Here is a 19,859-nt window from a genome sequence, read left to right on the forward strand (position 1 = left end):
TCACCGATGTGAACAACCCACGTCACTGATGTGAATAAACCACCCACCGATACAAATGTTATAATACACTTTTTATAGCAACAATAAAGTCAATTTAACTTCAAAAAAGCGTTATTTTATAAATATATCTTAAAAGAGGGCGATATTAAAACAATTTTTCAAATTTTGTTTCTTTATAACTCATCGCATCGACGATTCGATTTCTTTCACAATGCAACACTTTCTTTCTGTACACGACGCAACCAACATTGATACCCTTGTAAATGAAGGGCTTCAACTTAAAAAATCACCTTTTGCCCACAAACACCTCGGCGAAAACAAGACCATTGGTTTGCTGTTTTTTAACCAAAGTCTTCGCACCCGCCTGAGTACGCAGCGCGCCGCTCAAAACCTTGGGATGAACACCATGGTGATGACCGTAGGGCAAGATAGCTGGGGCTTGGAATTGGAAGAGGGCGTAATCATGGACGGTGGAAATGCCGAACACGTGAAAGAAGCCGCGGCCGTGATGGGCAAATATTGCGATATTTTGGCCGTTCGGGCGTTTGCAGGGCTGCAAGACCGCGAGAAAGACTATGCAGAGTTAGTAATGACGCAGTTCAAAAAATACGCAGGAGTCCCTATCGTCAACCTTGAGTCGGCGACGCGCCACCCGCTTCAATCTTTGGCCGATTGCATTACGATCGAAGAATACAAAACCACGGCACGCCCCAAAGTTGTGCTCACGTGGGCACCTCACTTTAAGTCACTTCCGCAAGCGGTGGCCAACTCGTTTTGCGAATGGATGACCCGCCGCGACGTGGAGTTTGTGGTAACTCACCCCGAAGGCTATGAATTGAATCCCGACTATTTGAACAACGCAAAAGTGGTCTATAACCAAGACGAGGCGTTTGCGGGAGCCGATTTTATTTACGCCAAAAACTGGTCCTCGTACGAGCAATACGGCAAGGTGCTCACCAAAGACCCGTCGTGGATGATTACCCAACAAAAAATGGACTTGACCAACAACGGCAAGTTTATGCACTGCTTGCCCGTTCGTCGCAACGTCAAAGTAACCGACGAGGTGATTGACGGCCCACAGTCTATCGTGGTCGAACAGGCAGGAAACCGCCTCTGGTCAGCCCAAGCGGTATTGAAGCAGATTTTAGAAACGTTATAACGTTAATTTTCAATAAGTTACAACAAAAGCCTTTTGGTGAAATGGATTCATCGAAAGGCTTTTGTTATTGTTGGCAAAAAAGTTTTGAAGATTTTTTTTGTTCCCGTGTAACCTTTGCCCCCTCCTCTAGTAATCTCTTCATGAAAACCCAAACAGCGCATGACCGACGAACAGGCTATGTATGCGGTGAGTCAAGGAGATTTGGACAAAGCGGCCATTTTGTACGAACGCTACAAAAAATCGCTCCTTAATTTCTTTCTCTACCGCCAAAACGACCGCGAAAACGCCCGTGATCTTACCCAACAGGTATTTTTACGGATGCTACGCTATCGGCATACCTACCGCGAAGGTGCGTCGTTTAGGACTTGGATTTTGGAAATTGCGCGCAATGTGTTCTTTGATTACCTCAAAAAAAATCCAACCCATACAGACCTTACTGAAATTGCAGACATCGGCGATAGCTACGACGAAACCGAAGAACAACATCAGTTTTTGCACCGTGCGCTGGCTCAGTTGCCTGACCAATACCGCGAAGTGCTTTTGCTGAGTCGGTTCCAGAACATGAGTTACGAAGAAATCGGCCAAAGTTTGGGGTTATCAGTACCAAACGTAAAAGTGCGGGTCTTCCGAGCCATGCAAAAGCTCCGAGACTTATACATGAATGTCAGTAATCAATAAACAAATGTTGGATTTGAGAATCCTGCTCCACACGTGACTCAGGATTCTCAAATCCTGAGATGGGGTTTCTCAAAACCCCGACAACGAGTAAAATAAAAGTAAACAACAAAAGTTGGATTTGAGAATCCAACTCCACAGACGGAGAATCCAACTCCACAAAGCAACAACATGCTAAACGAACAAATCATAACCGATTACTTATTAGGGCTTTTGCCAGAAGCCGAGCGGGTTGTGTTTGAACAACGCTTGGCCGTTGACCCGCTTTTACGAAAAGAAGTGGAAGAGCTGCAAGCAGTTTGGCAAGCACTGCAACGCACCGAAGCCGATACGGATAAAGACATGGACGATGCGTTTTACAAAGCCCTGCAAGGCGAAAAAATGCTCGAACGTACGGTAATTGCCTTTAAACCCACTCCGTGGAAAAGTTATTTACGGTACGCGGCAGCGGTCGCAGGGCTAGGGCTTACGTTTTGGGTAGGTCGCCAAACTGCCCCCGTCGAAATTCAGTACCGCACTGTAGCCGTACAAACGCCGTCGGAGGTTCCACAAAAGACAAAAGCAGAACCTCAAGCTTCTACCGAACTACCGATGGAGTTGGCCAACGTCTCAAAATCATCGAATCCCAACATGATGCAAGAAATTGCGTCGCTTCGGAAAGAGATGAAAATGACGCAGGAGTTGGTTATTTTGGGATTATTGAAAGACCATTCGGCCTCTGAGCGCCTCAAAGGCATCAACTACGCCGCCGCGCTCAACGACCCTAAACCCTCCGTGATTCAAGCGCTTATCAACACCTTGCGGGACGACGAAAGTCTGAACGTTCGCTTATCGACCATCGAAACGTTGGAACGGTTTAAACCTACCGACGAGGTCAAAAAAGTACTGGTAAGTCAACTTACCCAAACCAGTGAGCCTACCGAACAAACAACCTTAATCGAAACCTTAGTGCGCATGAGGGTTCGTGAAAGTTTGCCTGTCTTTGATAAATTACAAAAAGACACCAACGTGGATGAATCGGTAAGGGCACTAGCCAAAAGCAGCATGAATGAGCTTACCATGCTTACCGAGTAAACCGACAATTAACACATTATCAACTCTTTTCATTAACACATTTATGTACAATCCCATGAAAACAGCCTCTTTTTTCATAGCCCTTTTCGTCGTTGCAACCACCGTAGTAGCGCAAGACGCCAAAGTATTCAAGACCAAATTTAATGGTCCAGGCAAAAGCCTCGTCATGAACATCGATGCCAAACAACTCGATATGGAAGGCTACAACGGCGACGAAGTCATCATTGAAGCCAAAGATGTTCCTTCTGTACCCAAAGACGCTGAAGGACTCCGCCCTTTGTCGGCCACGGGAGTTGACAATACCAACATTGGGCTATCAGTCAACGCCAATGGCAACACGCTTACCATCACCACCGTGATGAAAGGTAAAACGATGTACAAAATTCGGGTGCCAAAAGAATTGGGCATTACGGTTAAAAAACGCCATTCTTGCTCTTGCAACGAAAACGGAATGAGTATATCTGGCATGGAAGGCCCGCTCGAAATCAACACCAATTACGAAGCTATTACGCTCACCGACGTGTCAGGCCCTATTGTGGCCAATTCGCAGCAAGGAAAAATCAAGGTAATTTTTAACGATAAAATGCCCGATAAACCTTCGTCGATTGTCACGTATGGCAACGATGTGGACGTAACCGTTCCTGATAAAGCCAAGGTTTTATTCAGTATTTCATCGGCCAACGGCAATATGTTTACTGACCTTGATTTGAAATCTTATACCACACCGACCAAAACCGAAGGTTCAGTAGAAGAAAAACGCGCGTTGGATGCTGTCATTGCCCAGCGAGATGCTGACCGTGACCGTACCGTAACTGTAAACGGATATGCATCTTCTTCGGGCTGGGGGCAGTCTAGGACTTTTTCTGGCTCAGCGGCGAGTGCTTCCGCGCCTGCTCCAAGTAGCGTCTATGTATGGGATGGCAATGAATGGAATGCGAATAGCATTATCTCAACTAATGGCTTGTCTTATGCGTGGCTTGACAGCGACAAATCATTCCCCAAATACGTATTAAACGAGCCACAAACCAAAATCATGCTTCGTACTACGCAGGGCAATGTCTATTTAAGAAAGAAAAAATAGCACACACTTCTGAGGCTGGTCGAAAAGGCCAGCCTCAATGCTAAAACAGCCATCCCACCTTGTTAACATAATACCATAAAAACGCGTGAAGCATTTAGTCCTCTTCGTATTTCTGGCCGTTTCTTTGAACGTACTTGCTCAAACGGAATCCTTACTGGGCAAAAAATCTCCTGAACTGACATTTGAAACTATCGTCAATTTTGAGAAAACCAAAGCGACCCTCAACGACTTCAGTGGCAAACTTATCATCCTTGATTTTTGGGCAACTTGGTGCGGGCCTTGTATTCAATCGTTTCCAGAATTGGAAAAACTTCAAGCCAAATTCCGCAACGACCTTCAGGTGATTACCATTACGGACGACCCCGAAATGCGGATAAAACGTTTTTTGGAAAAGCGAAAAACAACCCTTCCCGTTGTGATTGATGAAAAAAGAGCGCTGGCGCAGGTTTTCCCCCATCGCACCATTCCCCACACGGTAGTCATTGATAAGTCGGGGATTGTACGAGCCATCACGACCTCTTCCGAAGTATCAGAAGAATTGATTAAGAACATTCTTGCTGGCAACGCAGTAAGTGTAAGGGAGAAAAAAGATGTCATTGATTTTGACCCTTCTTTGCCACTTTCTGGCAATGGCGACTTTACGTATCAGCTCACCATGACGCCTTTCAAAGAAGGTTTTCCCTCCTTCTCGAATTCACTCGGGGGAATCCCCTATGAAGGTCGCCGAATTGTGGCGGTCAACGTTTCTGCCAAAACATTGTTTGAAATCGCTCACCAGTTTCCGCCAAGCATCCGAACAGCGCTGGAAGTAGCTGACCCTTCAAAGTTTTCGTGGGACAATAAGCAAAACATTGTCTGCTTTGATTTAATCGTACCCGAAAAGCTTGGCGACAAACGGTTTGAGCTAATGAAGCAACAATTGGAAATCTATTTTGGGTATCAATCGTCTATTGAGGAAAGGGTTCGTCCAGTTAAAGTTCTTCAGAAAATCAAAGATACTGGTGCTAATCTCATTGAATCGAAAGCAGGAACTCAGCCCTCCTCAAGTTACAGTGGAAAAGGATTATCCATGAAAGCGTCGGGCGTGGCGACCCTTGCCGATTTTTTGGAAAGTCAGATTAATAAACCCGTCATCGACGAAACAGGTCTGGGAAGCTTGTACGATTTGGACATTCCTTGGTACAATGAAAATCCCAAACAGATTCATCAAGAATTAAGGAAAATAGGATTGCAGCTAGTTGAGGCCGAACGAAAAATAAAAGTACTGGTTATCAAAGACCAATAGCCTCACAAACTTCAATGGGCTGGCCTTATCGACCAGCCCATTTTTTTATAAATCAATAAACGGCAGATTTTCATCAAGCAGCACTCGCAAGGGCAGACGTATCATGAGAAGTAAAATTACGTTTGGCAAAATCTAGCACTGCCTGTATTTGTTCTTCTGAGATATAATCAAAGTCAGACAAAAAGGCGTGATACGAATCTCCATGATGCAAATAATCAAACAAGTTTTTGACGGGGACTCGCGTTCCCCTAAATACAGGTGTTCCTCCCAAAATTTCAGGGTCTGACACAATAGCTTCTTCCAAAGTCATGATAATGGATGTTTTTCCTAACCAAAAATACTTTTTTTTCGCTACAAAATAAAATCTCTTTTGCCTCCTGTTTTGGCAATAAGGCGGGTTTCTTTGATGATAATGTGCTGGCTCATGGCTTTACACATGTCATAAATAGTCAGCGCAGCTACGCTTGCTCCAGTCAACGCTTCCATTTCAATGCCAGTTTTCCCCGTCACGCTGGCGGTACATTCAATCACGACCTCGCGGGCTTCGTTGACCGATATTTCTACTTGACAGTTTTCGAGCCCCAACGGATGGCAAAGCGGAATTAGCTCGCCCGTGCGCTTGGCCGCCATCACTCCTGCAATAATCGCGGTCTGAAAAACGGGGCCTTTTTTGGTATTAATTTCGTCGTTTTGGAGCAAATCCATGATTTCATCGCCCAATACCACAATAGTCCGCGCTTTGGCGACGCGTTTCGTGACTGCTTTTTCCGACACATCAACCATGCTGGGATTTCCGTCGGCATTCAAATGAGTAAGAGACATTCCCTTCTTGTTTTTATATGCAAAGTAACAGGGTTTGATTCTCTTTTTAACCACATAAACCACTTAGTTTTTTATGATTCCTATTGTGAAAACTTCTATGTTCCCTATGTGGTTATCTAAGAAAGTCTAAACACGTCGATTTCCTAATTTTTATCATTGTATTGTCTGCGCTCATTGACTACCATTGTACCTTTGTCATGGGTCTTTGAACAAAGAACGACTGAATGCTATGTATGAACCAATAAAGAGCTTGTTGTGGGAGATTTTGACCACCCACCTCACCACTGCCGAGTCGGAATGGCTCGAAAAACAGGGCGTCGCTCACCCGCTCGAATTGATGACCGCTTTTGTGGCCGCCCCGCGGTTTTTGTCCAAACGATTCGTTCAACCCAGTCCCGAACAAGCCGCTGAGCTTGACAACCTCATTGAAGGTTTCTCGGTAGAAGGCTGGAGTTTTGTACGCCTCAGCCGCGTGTGGTTGTTGAGTTGCTTGGATGCTTCCAACCAAGAAGCGTATTGCCGCCACATCGAAACCCTCTTTGATACGGCCGAAATGAACGAGTTGGTGGCGCTTTATTCGGCGTTGCCTCTTCTGGCCTACCCCGACCAATGGCTGTTTAGGGCGACCGATGCCGTTCGTTCCAACATGGGCGTGGTTTATGAAGCCATTGCTTTGGGGAACCCCTATCCGTACCATCATTTTTCCGAATTGGCGTGGAATCAATTGGTTTTGAAGGGAATTTTTAACGACAAACCGCTCCACCTGATTTATGGGTTGGAAGAGCGTAGCAACGAAAAACTCGTACTCACGCTTTCTGATTTCGCACACGAACGCTGGGCCGCAGGACGGTGGGTAGCGCCTCAAGTATGGCGACTGACTTCCAAGTTTTTGAACGAAACGTTGTTGGAAGATATGAAACATTTGTTTCAGTCAGACGTTGAATACGACCAACAAGCAGCAGCCTTGGCTTGTTATCATTCCAATTACGAGCCTGCTTTACAATTATTGGCGAGTTATCCACATTTAGAAAAAGTTGTTAACAATCACCACATTACGTGGACAAATCTTGAATTTTCTGACCTGAATACCTATGTGTCAAAACCATAAAGAACTTGAACAAAATCCTTCTCATTTTGAAGAGTCAGAGGAGGTAGTCGCCCACACTGACTTGAGTTGGGAATCGCACCGCGACCTGATTCGGGGAATGCGCTTTTTTGACCCGCACATCCACATGGTATCCCGCACCACCGACGACTACGAGGCCATGCGCGACGCAGGCATCGTGGCGCTGATTGAGCCCGCGTTTTGGGTAGGGCAACCCCGAACAGGTCTTTCAACGTTCAAAGATTACTTTAGTAGCCTTGTAGGTTGGGAGCGCTTTCGTTCGTCTCAGTTTGGCATTAAACATTACTGCACGATTGGCCTCAACTCCCGCGAAGCCAACAACGAGCCTTTGGCCGAGCAGGTGATGGAAATATTGCCGCTATACCTGTACAAAGAAGGGGTAGTAGGCGTGGGAGAAATTGGGTTTGACGACCAAACCGCTGCCGAGGAAAAATACTACCGTTTACAGTTGGAACTGGCAAAAAAAGCCAAGTTGCCCGTGCAAATTCACACCCCGCACCGCGACAAAAAGCGCGGCACCGAGCGCAGCATGGCCATCGCATTGGAGCACGGCATCGACCCGTCGTGGGTGATTGTGGACCACAACAACGAAGAGACGGTAAAAAGTGTACTCGACCAAGGTTTTTGGGCGGCGTTTACGATTTACCCTTTCACCAAAATGAGCAACGAACGCATGGTAAAAATCGTGGAGCAATACGGCCCCGAACGCATCATGGTCAACTCCGCCGCCGATTGGGGGATTTCTGACCCGTTAGCGATTCCAAAAACGGCCGTTTTGATGAAACTCAACGGCATTTCGGACGAAGCTATTCGGTTGGTTACGTACCAAAATGCCATCGACGCCTTTGCCAAAAGTGGTCAAATCGACGTCAGTGATTTTGAAAATGGCCTGACCATTGACCAAAGCCAGAAATTTAATGGCAATACCATTTTGCGCGGCGGCCAAGAACCTGGCGCAAAAAAAACAAATACGCTTATCATCAAGTAACGTGAGTAGCCTCAAACCCTATTTTCAACTCGCTCGTCCTGCCAACATTGTGACAGCAATCGCCGATATTTTGGCAGGGATGACCATTGCCCAGTTCGTTTTTGAACCTGCTCCCAACAGCGCCTATTGGCTCATTCCAGCCACGATCGGTTTGTATGGCGGCGGCGTGGTGATGAACGATGTCTTTGACGCCCAACTCGACGCCATCGAGCGCCCCGAACGACCCATCCCAAGCGGTAAAGTATCAGTACAAGCTGCTGCCATTTTGGGGGTTAGTTTACTACTTTTAGGCGTGTTGGCCGCTGCGCAGTTTAGCATTTTAAGCGCCGAAATTGCCTTTACAGTGGCTATTTTGGCCGTCGTTTACGACCGTTTTGCCAAACATAGTGCCTTTTGGGGGCCGCTCACCATGGGGCTTTGTCGGGGAGGAAATTTGCTCCTCGGTATGAGTGCCGTTGAGCCTTCTTTGTCGGAATGGGGCTGGGTGGCGTTGGTGCCTATTGCCTACATCGGAGCCATTACACTCATTAGTCAGGACGAAGTTCACGGAGGAAAACGGCGCTCGTTGTACATCGCCGCCTCCTTATATACTACTGTCCATGCGGTGCAATTTCTGGTGGCACTCCAACAAGGAAATGCGCCATTGGCATTCCTTCTCATTGCTCTTCATGCGTGGTTGGTAGGGCGTCCGTTGTGGACAGCCATACAAAATCCTATTGGTCCAAACATCGGTAAAGCGGTAAAATCTGGCGTTTTATCGCTTATTGTAATGGATGCGTCTTGGTGCGTAGTATTTGGGAACTGGCCTCTAGCCCTTGGTGTTCTGCTACTACTTCCGTTATCCATACGATTGGCCCGTATTTTTGCGGTGACTTAGCGAGTTTAAACTTATGCAAATCTTACAACAAACGTTTCAGGTACCTTATACCTATTCTATTTTTTTTACCAAACAGCTATTCGACGTTGCCAACGATACGTTGCGTTCGTTCTTTGGCTCGTTTGGCCAAGCTGGCTTTCAACGTAAAGTATTGATAGCCATTGATGGAGGTTTTCTAGCCCATCATCCACAACTTCAAGAAGAGATTAACCATTATTTTTCATCCCTTGAAGACCTGGTGAAACTTGTGCCGCAGCTCGTTGTGTTACCTGGCGGAGAAGCGGCAAAAAACGACCCTAGCTTGTTCGACGAACTCGTAGAATCCATTGATAATTATGGCATCGACCGCCATTCGTTTGTCATTGGCATCGGTGGAGGAGCCATTTTAGATTTGGTCGGATACGCCGCTGCTGTATCGCACCGTGGCGTGAAACACATTCGGATTCCGACGACGGTATTGTCTCAAAATGATTCGGGCGTAGGGGTAAAAAATGGCATCAACTACCGTGGAAAGAAAAACTTCTTGGGGACGTTTGCTCCGCCCGTAGCGGTATTTAACGACTTGACATTTCTTCAAACCCTCGACGACCGCGACTGGCGGGGGGGCATTGCGGAAGCCATCAAAGTTGCGCTCATCAAAGACCAATCATTTTTTGAGTGGATTGAAGTCAACGCCGAAGCCCTTGCCCAGCGCAACGAAGAGGTGATGGCTTACTTGATTCATCGTTGCGCCGAAATGCACGTTGAACACATTCGCAGCGGCGACCCCTTTGAGTTTGGCTCTTCGCGACCGTTGGATTTTGGCCACTGGGCGGCTCACAAACTCGAATACCTCACTGATTTTCAAGTGCGCCACGGCGAAGCGGTCGCCATTGGCATTGCCCTCGACTGCGTGTATTCGGTCAAAGTAGGGAAGCTCACCGACGCCGAATTGCAGCGTATTCTAACGGTTATCCAAAAATTAGGTTTTGACCTTTACCACCCCAAACTCGCCGAAAACGATAAAATCAACCTTCGCAACGGCCTACAAGAATTTAGAGAACACTTGGGCGGCCGCCTGACCATCATGCTCCTCGACCGCATCGGAAAGGGCGTTGAAGTCCACGAAATGGACGCCGACCTCATTGCTGAGTCAGTGGATTATTTGGAAGGGCATTATGCAAATTTGATGGTCGGTTAAAAAACGTTTATACCCATGAAAACTCCCTACGGACACCTCACTTATTGTAGCAATATTCACCCTGGCGAACGATGGGAGGATCATTTTAAAACCCTGCGCGACAACCTGCCGTACATCCAATCGCAGCTTTCACCCAATGCTCCTTTTGCGTTGGGACTTCGCCTTGCCAACGACGCGTCTGTCGAGTTGGCTGAGCCCGAAAAATTGGCTGAATTTAAGGCATGGTTGAGCGCCAATAATATCTACGTTTTTACCATGAACGGCTTCCCGTACGGCGGGTTTCATGCGACCCGCGTGAAAGACGATGTACACACGCCCGACTGGACCACCGACGACCGCACGGCTTATACGCAGCGTTTGTTTGGGATTTTGGCCCAGTTGCTCCCCGAAGGAATGGAAGGCGGAATTTCAACCTCTCCGCTTTCGTACCGCTATTGGTGGGAAACCGAAGAAGATAAACAACAAGCCATCAAAACGGCGACCGAAAACATTTTGCAGGTGGTCGAAACGCTGATGGAATTGCGGAAATCGACAGGCAAACTGATGCACCTTGACATTGAGCCTGAGCCCGACGGGATTTTGGAAAATGGACAGGAGTTTATCGAGTGGTACAGTGAGTATTTTTTACCAAAAGGCACCGCATTTTTGGTCGAAAAATACGGTCTTGCGCCCGAAGCTGCCCAAGAAACCTTGTTAACGCACGTCCAACTTTGCTACGATGTTTGCCACTTTGCGGTCAGTTATGAAGAGCCACAAATCATTGTTGACCAGCTCAAAGAGGTAGGAATCCGAGTCGGAAAAATTCAGATTAGTTCGGCCGTAAAAATGACATTGAGCGATCAACGCGCCGAAAAATTAGACGCCATTCGAAGCTTCGACGAACCCGTGTATTTGCACCAAGTCGTAGCCAAAACCGAAGAAGGAACGTTCCAGAAATTCCCTGATTTGGCCGAAGCCCTCCAAGCCGACGCAAGTACCCACAACGAATGGCGGATTCATTTCCACGTGCCGCTGTTTATTGATTCGTACGGCTTACTTGACTCAACACAGGCTGAAATTGTGAAGACGCTCAATGTACATAAGGCTACGCCATTTACCCAACACCTTGAAGTCGAAACTTATACGTGGGGCGTGTTGCCTACCGATATGCAAAAACCCATCGGCGAGTCTATCGTCCGAGAAATGCAATGGGTACAAGAACAACTTGTTTGAAATGTCGAGTGCAAAGTGCAGAATGTCGAATCAGAAGGTTTTTTATTTGACATTCTGACTTCGACATTCACTACTTAGGATAAGTGGGTTGTAAGCAACCCTCAACACGCTTATTCGACATTCTGCATTCTAAATTCGACACTTTTAAAATAATGAACAAAACCGTTGTCATAGATATTGTTGGCCTAAGTGCCAATTTGATTGGAGAGCATACTCCTTTTTTGAGTGAGTACGTTAAATCACGCCACACAACGCCGATTAAGCCCGTGCTGCCTGCCGTAACGACCACTTCACAGAGTTGTTATGTAACAGGTAAATGGCCATCGGAACACGGGATTGTGGCCAACGGCTGGTACGACCGCGAGGATGCCGAAATGAAGTTTTGGAAGCAATCCAACAAGTTGGTGAAAGCCGAAAAAATCTGGGATGCCGCCAAACGTCAAGACCCGTCATTTACCTGTTCTAAGATGTTTTGGTGGTACAACATGTACTCCACCGCCGACTTTTCGGTCACGCCCCGCCCCCAATACCACGCCGACGGGGTGAAAGCACCCGATTGTTACGCCTACCCTGCGTCGTTGCGCGACGAACTTCAGCAAGATTTGGGACAATTTCCGTTGTTTAATTTTTGGGGTCCCAATGCCAATATCAAATCAACGAAGTGGATTGCGGATGCTTCGCTGTGGGTTGACCGCAAACACGACCCTACGCTGACGCTCATTTATTTACCGCATTTGGATTATTGTCTGCAAAAATTCGGCCCTGATTTTTCAAAAATCAGCAAAGAACTCAACGAAATAGACCAAGTCGTGGCCGATTTGGTACGGCATTACGAAGCCAAAAATACCCGCATTATTTTACTTTCCGAATACGGCATTAATCCCGTTCACCGTCCTGTTCATATCAATCGTATTTTGCGCGAGGAAGGGTTGATTTCAGTGCGTACGGAGCGTTGGTACGAGCTTTTGGACGCGGGAGCTTCGAAAGCATTTGCCGCTGCCGACCACCAAATTGCCCACATTTATATCAACGACCCTGCCGTAAAAGCGCAGGTGAAAAAGCGCCTCGAACAAACCGAAGGAATTGAGCTTGTACTGGACGACGAAGGTAAAAAAGCGCACCACATCGACCACGAGCGGGCGGGCGACTTGGTAGCGGTAGCCAAGCCCGACAGTTGGTTTACCTACTACTATTGGTTCGACGACGCCAAAGCGCCCGATTACGCGCATTTGGTTGACATCCACCGCAAACCAGGCTACGACCCCGTTGAGATGTTTATGGACCCCAAAAATCCGTTTATCAAACTTCGAGCGGGCTATAAATTAGCGCGTAAGCTGCTCGGTTTCCGTTATTTAATGGATGTTATTCCGCTGGATGCTACGCTCATCAAAGGTTCACACGGGGGTATCAGTGCACCCCGCGAATTTTATCCCATTTGTATTACAGACGCTCCCATCACCCAAACTGAACTCCAAGCTACGGATGTGTATGACGTGATTTGGGGGCATTTGTTTGAGAAAGCATAAGTTGTTTTTTTATCCGAGAAAAATTAGCTATCATTTCTTCTTTCTCGGATAAAAAACCTCATTGGGAAAACTAGCCTGAACAGGTATCATGTAAACAGTCAGCGTCCATTTACCTCTATTATTCCCCCTAAAAACTCGGTCAATTTTGGCGTGATGGTATCCCAAACTTTTGATTATTACTGCTCTTAGTTTCTCCGCCAAGCTAATTTTTACCATTCCCAACGAATCCGTCACATACCTTCCCATAGCCTCGCCAACTTTATGTTTATTTAACCAAATAAACGCACTCGGCATTGGCCTATTATCCTGAGCATCTTTTACATATACGACGAGACTATCCTTTTCCGTGGGAGTATATCTAGCCTCGTACCCTCTTTCTCCAAAGAGTTTTTCTTGGGCATTTGCGCTACTGCACAAGAAGAAAAGAAGATAAATGAAGATGCGTTTTTTCATTGGTTAATTCTTAGCCGTAGGATCCAACGAGACTTACAAAGCTATCTGATAAATATAACTACTATTTCCACAATTTCTTATGAAGAATTTCCATCTAACACTACTACTCTTGGGGCTACTAATCATCCATAGCTGCCAACCCAAAGAAGACGCCTTACCCGCTCCTACGACCGAGGGGCTCAATACTTTTGGTTGTAAAATCAATGGAAAAGTATGGATTGCAGACGGCATTCGGAACGACCAAGGCCCCGCCGCCAAGGCCATCGAGGTAGAGTTTAAGCGGTTGAGCGCCACTACTTTTTATCTGTTTATCCATACCAATGCCAGTACCAAAGACCGCGTTCAGCTAACGCTGCCCAAAGGTGTCGTGGGTACTAATCTATTGGAAGATTTGTACGACAAACCTTTCGGGATTTATTACGACAACAATTTCAAGCTTTTCAAGACAAAATCATCCAATCCTGGACAAGTCGTCATCTCTCGATTAGACACCGTGAACCGAATCGTCTCAGGCAGATTTGCGTTTGATGCCGAATTCGTTGTTTCTAAAGAAACCGTAAAAGTTACCGAAGGACGCTTTGATGTTAAGTATGAGTGATTGGTAATATAAGTTATCTTTACACGCGTTTTATATCTCGCATAAGACAATGATACTCAAGCACCAAGACTACCAACACTTGTTGTGGATATTATTGCTGATAGGAGGAGTAATGTCTTGTCAGCCTCGTTCAGAATCCACTAGTACGCTCACCACCGCACAGGTCATCTGTCGTACACAGCCCATTGACAAAGCTTGGTACAGCTCAGGGCAGAAGGCAGCGCTTTTTGATAGCTTGGGAGACTTGAATTTCCCCATTACTACACGCAGCCAAGAAGCGCAACGTTACTTCAATCAAGGACTAATGCTTGCAGCGGGCTTCAACCACGCCGAAGCTGCTCGTTCCTTTTATGAAGCTATTCGGCTAGATTCTACTTGTGCTATGGCTTATTGGGGATTTAGCTATGTGCTGGGGCCTAATTATAACGCAGGCATGGAAGCCGATAATTATGAACGCGCTTATAAAGCTATTCAGCAGGCTCGTCAACTGTCGAGTAATGGTACGGCCAAAGAAAAAGCATTAATCAATGCGCTTGCAAAACGCTACTCGGCCCAGCCCGTTGAAGACCGAAAACCGTATGATGTAGCCTATTCGCAGGCGATGGAGCAAGTTCACAAACAATTTCCAGACGATGCAGATGTTGCAGCCCTCTATGCCGAATCGCTTATGGATCTCCACCCTTGGGATTTGTGGGAACGTGATGGCACCCCCAAACCGTGGACTCCTGCCATCGTTACGACACTTGAAAAACTGCTCCAACAAAACCCCAACCACATTGCGCTAAATCATTATTACATTCATGCCGTAGAAGCCTCTCAAACGCCCGAACGTGGTCTAAAGAGTGCCGAAATACTCAGTAAAGTAGCTCCCAAAGCCAGTCATTTGGTACATATGCCTTCCCATATTTACATTCGCACAGGCCACTACCATGAAGGCTCCCTTAGCAACTGGAAGGCAGTCAAGGCAGATAGCCTTTATCTCATGGGCGAGTATGCGCAGGGAGCTTTTCCACTTAGCTATTTCCCGCACAATTATCACTTTTTAGTAGCCACTGCCACGCTGGAAGGCAATTATCAATGGGCAATGAACTCAGCACAGCAATTAGCCGCAAATACCCAGAAAACATTGATGGCCAACCCTAGCTGGAGTACACTACAGCATTATTATACGATTCCCTATCACGTAGCGATTAAGTTTGGGCAATGGGACGAACTCCTCAATAGGTGCAAAGCCGATACTGTTCAGCTAAAATACCCTACTGCTATCCGCCACTATGCCCGTGGAATGGCTTTGGTAGGCAAACAACAAATCGCCGAAGCTAAGTTGGAACTTCAACAACTTGATAAATTAACAAACGACCCTAGTATCGCCTCTCTAACCATTTGGTCTATTAATTCAATGCACTCCATTTTAGAGATAGCACGTCGGGTATTGAAAGCAGAAATTCTGGCTCACGAACGGCAGTTTCCTGCTAGTATCAAATTACTTGAAGAAGCCGTGCATTTGGAAGACCAATTAAACTATAACGAACCTCCCGATTGGTTTTTCTCCGTTCGTCATCATTTGGGTTTGGTTTTACAAAAAGCAAATCGCTACCAGGAAGCTGAAGCTATTTTTGCCAAAGACCTCAGCCAATTCCCGCGCAATGGATGGGCGTTGTCGGGGATTTACAAAGCACAGGTCAGCCAAGGCCAAAGGGAGAAAGCCAAGCAAACGTTAACGTTGTTGGAAGAAGCACTGAAATGGGCGAATGCCGAAGTAAAAGCACAGTGGACAGACCTGAGCATCAACCACCACTAACCTGTTGGGGCTATTGCCAACAAGCGTACTATCCCTTAAAAGACATTTTATCTATTCCACCACATTCTCCGCCAGATTCGGTATCTTTGCGGAGTTTTTTTATTTCAAGTTAGTTTGATAACGTGTTTGTTATACGACTAACTAATAACAATTAACGGTGGCTTGCCACTTAGTATCATGAACCTGTTTAACGTTTATCCGATTTACGACATCGAACCCGTCCAAGCGCAAGGCTCTTGGCTCTGGGACAGCAAAGGCGAGAAGTACCTCGACCTTTACGGCGGTCACGCCGTGATTTCGGTGGGTCATTGTCACCCCCATTACGTCGAAAAAATGACGGAACAGTTGCGACGAATTAACTTCTACTCCAACTCTGTCAGGATACCGTTACAGGATGAATTGGCCCAAAAACTAGGCGACCTCGCTGGCTATCCCGATTATACGCTCTTTTTGTGCAACTCAGGTGCCGAAGCCAACGAAAATGCCATTAAGTTGGCCTCTTTTTACAACGGCGGTAGCAAAATAGTCGCCTTTACGAAGTCGTTCCACGGCCGTACGGCAGGAGCAGTTGCGATGACCGACAACCCGTCGATTGTTGCACCTGTCAACTACAACAAACACGTCACGTTTTTGCCGTTCAATGACGCCGAAGCCGTTCGTCAGCACGACATGACCGACGTGTGTGCCATCATCGTTGAAGGCATCCAAGGCGTGGGTGGTATCCAAGTAGCATCAGAAGAGTTTTTGCGGGCCATCCGTCAGAAATGCGACGAAAGCAACGCTACCTTTATTTTGGACAGCGTACAGTGCGGTTATGGTCGTTCGGGGAAATTTTTCTCAAACCAACACTACACCGACCTTCACGCCGACCTATACACCACAGCCAAAGGCATGGGCAACGGTTTCCCGATTGCGGGGGTTTTGATTTCGCCCAAGTTCCAAGCCAAATACGGCATGTTGGGAACTACCTTCGGCGGAAATCACTTGGCGTGTGCGGCGGGTATTGCTGTACTCGACATCATGAAGGAAGAAAACCTCATGGCCAACGCCGTAGAAATCGGGGATTATTTGATGAAAGGCATTGCCGAAATCGGTGGCTACAAAGAGCTTCGCGGACGTGGGTTGATGATTGGAATCGAATACGATTTCGCCATTGAAGACCTCCGCAACAAGCTGTTGTTCGACTATAAATTATTCACGGGTGTAGCAGGCAAAAACACCATTCGTTTGTTGCCGTCGCTCGCACTCAAAAAAGAAGAAGCTGATTTGTTTTTAGAAGCGTTGAGCAAAGAAGTTCGCGTTTTGGCCTAATTAAAAGCTAGTCCCAAGATGCAATTCGGAACGCTCATAGTATAACGTTTCTGACGTTATAATTGGAAAAACCCTGAAAAAGTAACCTATCTTTTTCAGGGTTTTTATTTATCTTTACCAAAGATACTTTTTAAAGAAACTGACCATGTTAACGAAAACCTCTCGTCGAAAAGCACTACTGCCTCCTCAAAAGGTGTCTATTGAAGAATATTTCAGGGCAGAAGGCAAATCCATTTATAAACACGAATACCACGACGGCATTATCAAAAAAATGGCAGGAGGAACTTTCAATCACGATAATTTAGCAGGTAAAGTAGTCACCTTTATCAATCTTTTTTTGGAGGAAAATAATTTGCTCTACTTAGTCAATGGTAGCGACACTAAAATTCGAATTGAGCAGTACAACAAATTTGTGTATCCCGATGCAGTAGTGATTTGTGAAAAGCCAGAGTTTTATCAAAATCGAAAAGATACAATTACCAATCCTCTCGTCGTCGTAGAAGTACTGTCCGATTCCACCAAAGAGTACGACCGAACCCTCAAATACGAGTATTACCGCACCATTCCAAGTTTCAAAGAATACGTATTGGTACATCAAGACCGAAAACACGTATCGGTCTATACCAAACAACCCGATGCCACTTGGATTGTCCGCGACTATGACGGCGACGATGCCACCGCTATTTTGTACGCCATTCAACAATGCCCACTGTCTCTCAAACGGCTTTATAGAGGGCTAGAAATCGCAAACCCATAAAAAAACCGCAAAGCACATACGGCCTTGCGGTTTTGCGAGACATTCGACATTCTCCTACATTCTATCGGGTACTTCAATCCCCAAGAGTTCCATCGCTTTACGAACCGAATCAGCGATAGCTTGGGTCAGTAGCAACCGCACGTGTTGTGCCGCCGCGTTTGGCTCTTGTAAAATCGAAACTTCAGCGTAAAACGTATTATATACCTTCGCCAATTCGTACGCATACTGTGAAATCAACGCAGGGGAATAGTTGCGCCCCGCATCCGCCACGCGGTCAGGGAATTGCGTAAGGGCAAAAATCACTTCTTGTTCAGAGGCCGTCAATTCTACCGTCGAGGCAGGTTTATTCCAGTCAATGCCCAACTGCACCGCCTTTCGCAACACCGAACGCGTACGGGCGTGGGTGTATTGAATAAACGGTCCCGTATGTCCGTGTAACTCCACCGATTCGGCAGGGTTGAACAACATCCGTTTTTGCGGATCTACTTTCAACAAATAATACTTCAACGCCCCCAACCCAAGCATCGAAAAGAGCTTTTGCTTTTCGGCCTCCGTAAAATCGTCGATTTTGCCTTTGGCGTTACCTTCTTCGGCAGCAGCGGCGGTTACTTCTGCCACAAGTTCGTCGGCGTCCACCACCGTTCCTTCTCGCGACTTCATTTTTCCTGATGGCAAATCCACCATTCCATAACTCAAGTGATAACAACCTTCGGCGTAAGTACGACCAAGGCGTTTGAGGATGGCAAAAAGCACTTGGAAGTGATAATCCTGTTCGTTTCCAACGACCCAAATCGACTTATTGGTAGAGAAATCGGTAAACTTCAAATCCGTTGTGCCCAAGTCTTGGGTAATGTATACCGAGGTACCATCGCCACGCAAAACTAGTTTTTCGTCTAGCCCTTCTTCGGTCAAATCAATCCATACCGAATTATCGGGCTTTTTGAAAAATACCCCTTTGGCCAACCCTTCTTCTACGGCGTCTTTCCCAAGCAAGTACGTATTTGACTCGTAGTAAGTTTTGTCAAAACTCACTCCAATTTTCTGGTACGTATCGTTAAAGCCCGCATACACCCACTCGTTCATGGTTTTCCAAAGCGTAACGGTGGCCTCGTCGCCCTGTTCCCACTTGCGAAGCAGTTCTTGGGCTTCGAGCATCCACGGTGCTTTTTTCTCGGCCTCTTCTTTGGTCATTCCCTCCGCTACAAGGGTTTGGATTTGCTGTTTGTATTCTTTGTCAAACAACACGTAGTATTTTCCAATCAAGTGGTCACCTTTCATTTCAGCCGACTCGGGTGTTTCACCGTTACCCAGTTTGGCATAGGCCAGCATCGACTTACAAATGTGAATCCCACGGTCGTTGACAAGGCAAGTTTTGATAACGTCGTAGCCGTTGGCTTTCAAAATACGGGCAACGGAATCCCCCAAAAAGTTATTCCGTAAGTGTCCCAAGTGCAGCGGTTTGTTGGTATTGGGCGAAGAAAACTCTACCATCACCGACTGTCCATTGGGAGCGGCAAAGCCAAAGTTTTCGTCAAGGGCCAAGGCATTAAGGGCGCCCACCCAAGCTGATTCGTCAATACTAAGGTTCAGAAACCCTTGTACGACGTTGAAACTGCTTACTACTCCCGACTTCTCCAACACGTATGCCCCGAGCGCATTCCCGATTTCAACGGGAGGTTTGCGGAGGCTTTTGGTGTACGGGAACGTTACGAATGTATAAAAACCTTCAAAATCTTTTTTGGTAGGTTGAAGTGCGATTGTTGACTCTTCAACATTATAAATCTCCTTTAATGCACTTTGGAGAGAAGTTTTGATAATGGCTTCGATTTGCATAAGACGTGGTTCGTTGGTTGCTCCTCCTAGTAAGCGGAGACAGCTAAATAAGCCGCAAAAGTACGGCAAATTCGACAAGCAAATACTTGTATTCCCAAAAA

19 protein-coding genes are annotated in these 19,859 nt (G+C 46.5%); 15 read left to right on the forward strand and 4 right to left on the reverse strand.

The features are described 5' to 3' along the window. Positions 1–211: 211 nt before the first annotated feature. From AC23N5_RS01815 to AC23N5_RS01835, 5 genes are all read left to right on the forward strand, one after another. Positions 212–1,159, forward strand: a complete 948-nt coding sequence (locus tag AC23N5_RS01815; protein ID WP_487754271.1) for an N-acetylornithine carbamoyltransferase — start codon at positions 212–214, stop codon at positions 1,157–1,159. 159 nt (positions 1,160–1,318) lie between these two features. Beyond that, positions 1,319–1,837 carry an RNA polymerase sigma factor gene (locus tag AC23N5_RS01820; RefSeq protein ID WP_183978374.1) on the forward strand — a complete coding sequence of 173 codons (519 nt, stop codon included), beginning with the start codon at positions 1,319–1,321 and terminating at the stop codon, positions 1,835–1,837. 168 nt (positions 1,838–2,005) lie between these two features. Continuing rightward, positions 2,006–2,908 (forward strand): hypothetical protein, encoded by a 903-nt coding sequence (locus AC23N5_RS01825; RefSeq protein WP_487754272.1) that lies wholly within the window; start codon positions 2,006–2,008, stop codon positions 2,906–2,908. A 55-nt stretch (positions 2,909–2,963) separates the two neighbouring features. Further along, entirely contained in the window at positions 2,964–3,989 is a 1,026-nt protein-coding gene (locus tag AC23N5_RS01830; RefSeq protein ID WP_487754273.1) for a hypothetical protein, read from the forward strand. Positions 3,990–4,074: 85 nt separating this feature from the next. Then, positions 4,075–5,274, forward strand: coding sequence for a redoxin domain-containing protein (locus AC23N5_RS01835; protein ID WP_487754274.1), 1,200 nt, complete (start codon positions 4,075–4,077; stop codon positions 5,272–5,274). 73 nt (positions 5,275–5,347) lie between these two features. On the opposite strand, the gene AC23N5_RS01840 is transcribed toward AC23N5_RS01835, so the two are convergent. Then, the gene (locus AC23N5_RS01840; RefSeq protein ID WP_183978367.1) at positions 5,348–5,584 is read right to left on the reverse strand and encodes a DUF433 domain-containing protein; all 237 of its coding nucleotides are present in this window, start codon (positions 5,582–5,584) and stop codon (positions 5,348–5,350) included. A gap of 41 nt (positions 5,585–5,625) precedes the next feature. After that, the gene (gene moaC, locus AC23N5_RS01845; RefSeq protein WP_183978365.1) at positions 5,626–6,096 is read right to left on the reverse strand and encodes a cyclic pyranopterin monophosphate synthase MoaC; all 471 of its coding nucleotides are present in this window, start codon (positions 6,094–6,096) and stop codon (positions 5,626–5,628) included. 229 nt (positions 6,097–6,325) lie between these two features. On the opposite strand from moaC, the gene AC23N5_RS01850 reads away from it, so the two are divergent. From AC23N5_RS01850 to AC23N5_RS01875, 6 genes are all read left to right on the forward strand, one after another. Then, complete coding sequence (locus tag AC23N5_RS01850) at positions 6,326–7,204, forward strand: EboA domain-containing protein (protein ID WP_487754275.1); 879 nt, start codon at positions 6,326–6,328, stop codon at positions 7,202–7,204. Continuing rightward, a complete protein-coding gene (locus tag AC23N5_RS01855) occupies positions 7,188–8,210 on the forward strand; it encodes a TatD family hydrolase (protein WP_122932482.1) in 1,023 nt (340 codons plus the stop codon). Before AC23N5_RS01850 ends, AC23N5_RS01855 begins: the two co-directional genes overlap by 17 nt. A gap of 1 nt (position 8,211) precedes the next feature. Next, positions 8,212–9,087, forward strand: a complete 876-nt coding sequence (eboC, locus tag AC23N5_RS01860) for a UbiA-like protein EboC (protein ID WP_487754276.1) — start codon at positions 8,212–8,214, stop codon at positions 9,085–9,087. Between the two features lie 13 nt (positions 9,088–9,100). After that, positions 9,101–10,267 (forward strand): 3-dehydroquinate synthase, encoded by a 1,167-nt coding sequence (locus AC23N5_RS01865; protein ID WP_487754277.1) that lies wholly within the window; start codon positions 9,101–9,103, stop codon positions 10,265–10,267. A gap of 15 nt (positions 10,268–10,282) precedes the next feature. Next, positions 10,283–11,479, forward strand: a complete 1,197-nt coding sequence (gene eboE / locus AC23N5_RS01870; protein WP_487754278.1) for a metabolite traffic protein EboE — start codon at positions 10,283–10,285, stop codon at positions 11,477–11,479. A gap of 152 nt (positions 11,480–11,631) precedes the next feature. Continuing rightward, positions 11,632–13,005 (forward strand): alkaline phosphatase family protein, encoded by a 1,374-nt coding sequence (locus tag AC23N5_RS01875; RefSeq protein WP_487754279.1) that lies wholly within the window; start codon positions 11,632–11,634, stop codon positions 13,003–13,005. Positions 13,006–13,035: 30 nt separating this feature from the next. Here AC23N5_RS01875 and AC23N5_RS01880 read toward each other — a convergent pair whose 3' ends face one another. Then, positions 13,036–13,458 (reverse strand): hypothetical protein, encoded by a 423-nt coding sequence (locus AC23N5_RS01880; protein ID WP_487754280.1) that lies wholly within the window; start codon positions 13,456–13,458, stop codon positions 13,036–13,038. 79 nt (positions 13,459–13,537) lie between these two features. Between AC23N5_RS01880 and AC23N5_RS01885 the strand changes: the two genes are divergently transcribed. From AC23N5_RS01885 to AC23N5_RS01900, 4 genes are all read left to right on the forward strand, one after another. Beyond that, the gene (locus tag AC23N5_RS01885; protein ID WP_183978355.1) at positions 13,538–14,056 is read left to right on the forward strand and encodes a Riean_0653 family protein; all 519 of its coding nucleotides are present in this window, start codon (positions 13,538–13,540) and stop codon (positions 14,054–14,056) included. A gap of 49 nt (positions 14,057–14,105) precedes the next feature. Next, complete coding sequence (locus tag AC23N5_RS01890) at positions 14,106–15,857, forward strand: hypothetical protein (RefSeq protein WP_487754281.1); 1,752 nt, start codon at positions 14,106–14,108, stop codon at positions 15,855–15,857. Between the two features lie 174 nt (positions 15,858–16,031). Continuing rightward, positions 16,032–17,168 carry an aspartate aminotransferase family protein gene (locus AC23N5_RS01895; protein ID WP_487754666.1) on the forward strand — a complete coding sequence of 379 codons (1,137 nt, stop codon included), beginning with the start codon at positions 16,032–16,034 and terminating at the stop codon, positions 17,166–17,168. Positions 17,169–17,313: 145 nt separating this feature from the next. After that, positions 17,314–17,925: a Uma2 family endonuclease gene (locus AC23N5_RS01900; RefSeq protein WP_487754282.1), complete on the forward strand. Its 612-nt coding sequence runs from the start codon at positions 17,314–17,316 to the stop codon at positions 17,923–17,925. A 54-nt stretch (positions 17,926–17,979) separates the two neighbouring features. Here the strand turns inward: AC23N5_RS01900 and argS are convergent, their stop codons facing one another. Next, positions 17,980–19,758, reverse strand: coding sequence for an arginine--tRNA ligase (gene argS / locus AC23N5_RS01905; protein ID WP_487754667.1), 1,779 nt, complete (start codon positions 19,756–19,758; stop codon positions 17,980–17,982). Between the last annotated feature and the right edge of the window lie 101 nt (positions 19,759–19,859).

It is taken from the genome of Runella sp. R5_40 (genome assembly GCF_057652295.1).

What these genes read in the sequence shown, in the direction of transcription:
- AC23N5_RS01815 (WP_487754271.1), top strand. Translation starts at nt 212, where the DNA reads ATGCAACACTTTCTTTCTGTACACGACGCAACCAACATTGATACCCTT.
- AC23N5_RS01820 (WP_183978374.1), top strand. Translation starts at nt 1,319, where the DNA reads ATGACCGACGAACAGGCTATGTATGCGGTGAGTCAAGGAGATTTGGAC.
- AC23N5_RS01825 (WP_487754272.1), top strand. Translation starts at nt 2,006, where the DNA reads ATGCTAAACGAACAAATCATAACCGATTACTTATTAGGGCTTTTGCCA.
- AC23N5_RS01830 (WP_487754273.1), top strand. Translation starts at nt 2,964, where the DNA reads ATGAAAACAGCCTCTTTTTTCATAGCCCTTTTCGTCGTTGCAACCACC.
- AC23N5_RS01840 (WP_183978367.1), bottom strand. Translation starts at nt 5,584, where the DNA reads ATGACTTTGGAAGAAGCTATTGTGTCAGACCCTGAAATTTTGGGAGGA.
- moaC (WP_183978365.1), bottom strand. Translation starts at nt 6,096, where the DNA reads ATGTCTCTTACTCATTTGAATGCCGACGGAAATCCCAGCATGGTTGAT.
- AC23N5_RS01850 (WP_487754275.1), top strand. Translation starts at nt 6,326, where the DNA reads ATGTATGAACCAATAAAGAGCTTGTTGTGGGAGATTTTGACCACCCAC.
- AC23N5_RS01855 (WP_122932482.1), top strand. Translation starts at nt 7,188, where the DNA reads ATGTGTCAAAACCATAAAGAACTTGAACAAAATCCTTCTCATTTTGAA.
- AC23N5_RS01865 (WP_487754277.1), top strand. Translation starts at nt 9,101, where the DNA reads ATGCAAATCTTACAACAAACGTTTCAGGTACCTTATACCTATTCTATT.
- eboE (WP_487754278.1), top strand. Translation starts at nt 10,283, where the DNA reads ATGAAAACTCCCTACGGACACCTCACTTATTGTAGCAATATTCACCCT.
- AC23N5_RS01875 (WP_487754279.1), top strand. Translation starts at nt 11,632, where the DNA reads ATGAACAAAACCGTTGTCATAGATATTGTTGGCCTAAGTGCCAATTTG.
- AC23N5_RS01880 (WP_487754280.1), bottom strand. Translation starts at nt 13,458, where the DNA reads ATGAAAAAACGCATCTTCATTTATCTTCTTTTCTTCTTGTGCAGTAGC.
- AC23N5_RS01885 (WP_183978355.1), top strand. Translation starts at nt 13,538, where the DNA reads ATGAAGAATTTCCATCTAACACTACTACTCTTGGGGCTACTAATCATC.
- AC23N5_RS01890 (WP_487754281.1), top strand. Translation starts at nt 14,106, where the DNA reads ATGATACTCAAGCACCAAGACTACCAACACTTGTTGTGGATATTATTG.
- AC23N5_RS01900 (WP_487754282.1), top strand. Translation starts at nt 17,314, where the DNA reads ATGTTAACGAAAACCTCTCGTCGAAAAGCACTACTGCCTCCTCAAAAG.
- argS (WP_487754667.1), bottom strand. Translation starts at nt 19,758, where the DNA reads ATGCAAATCGAAGCCATTATCAAAACTTCTCTCCAAAGTGCATTAAAG.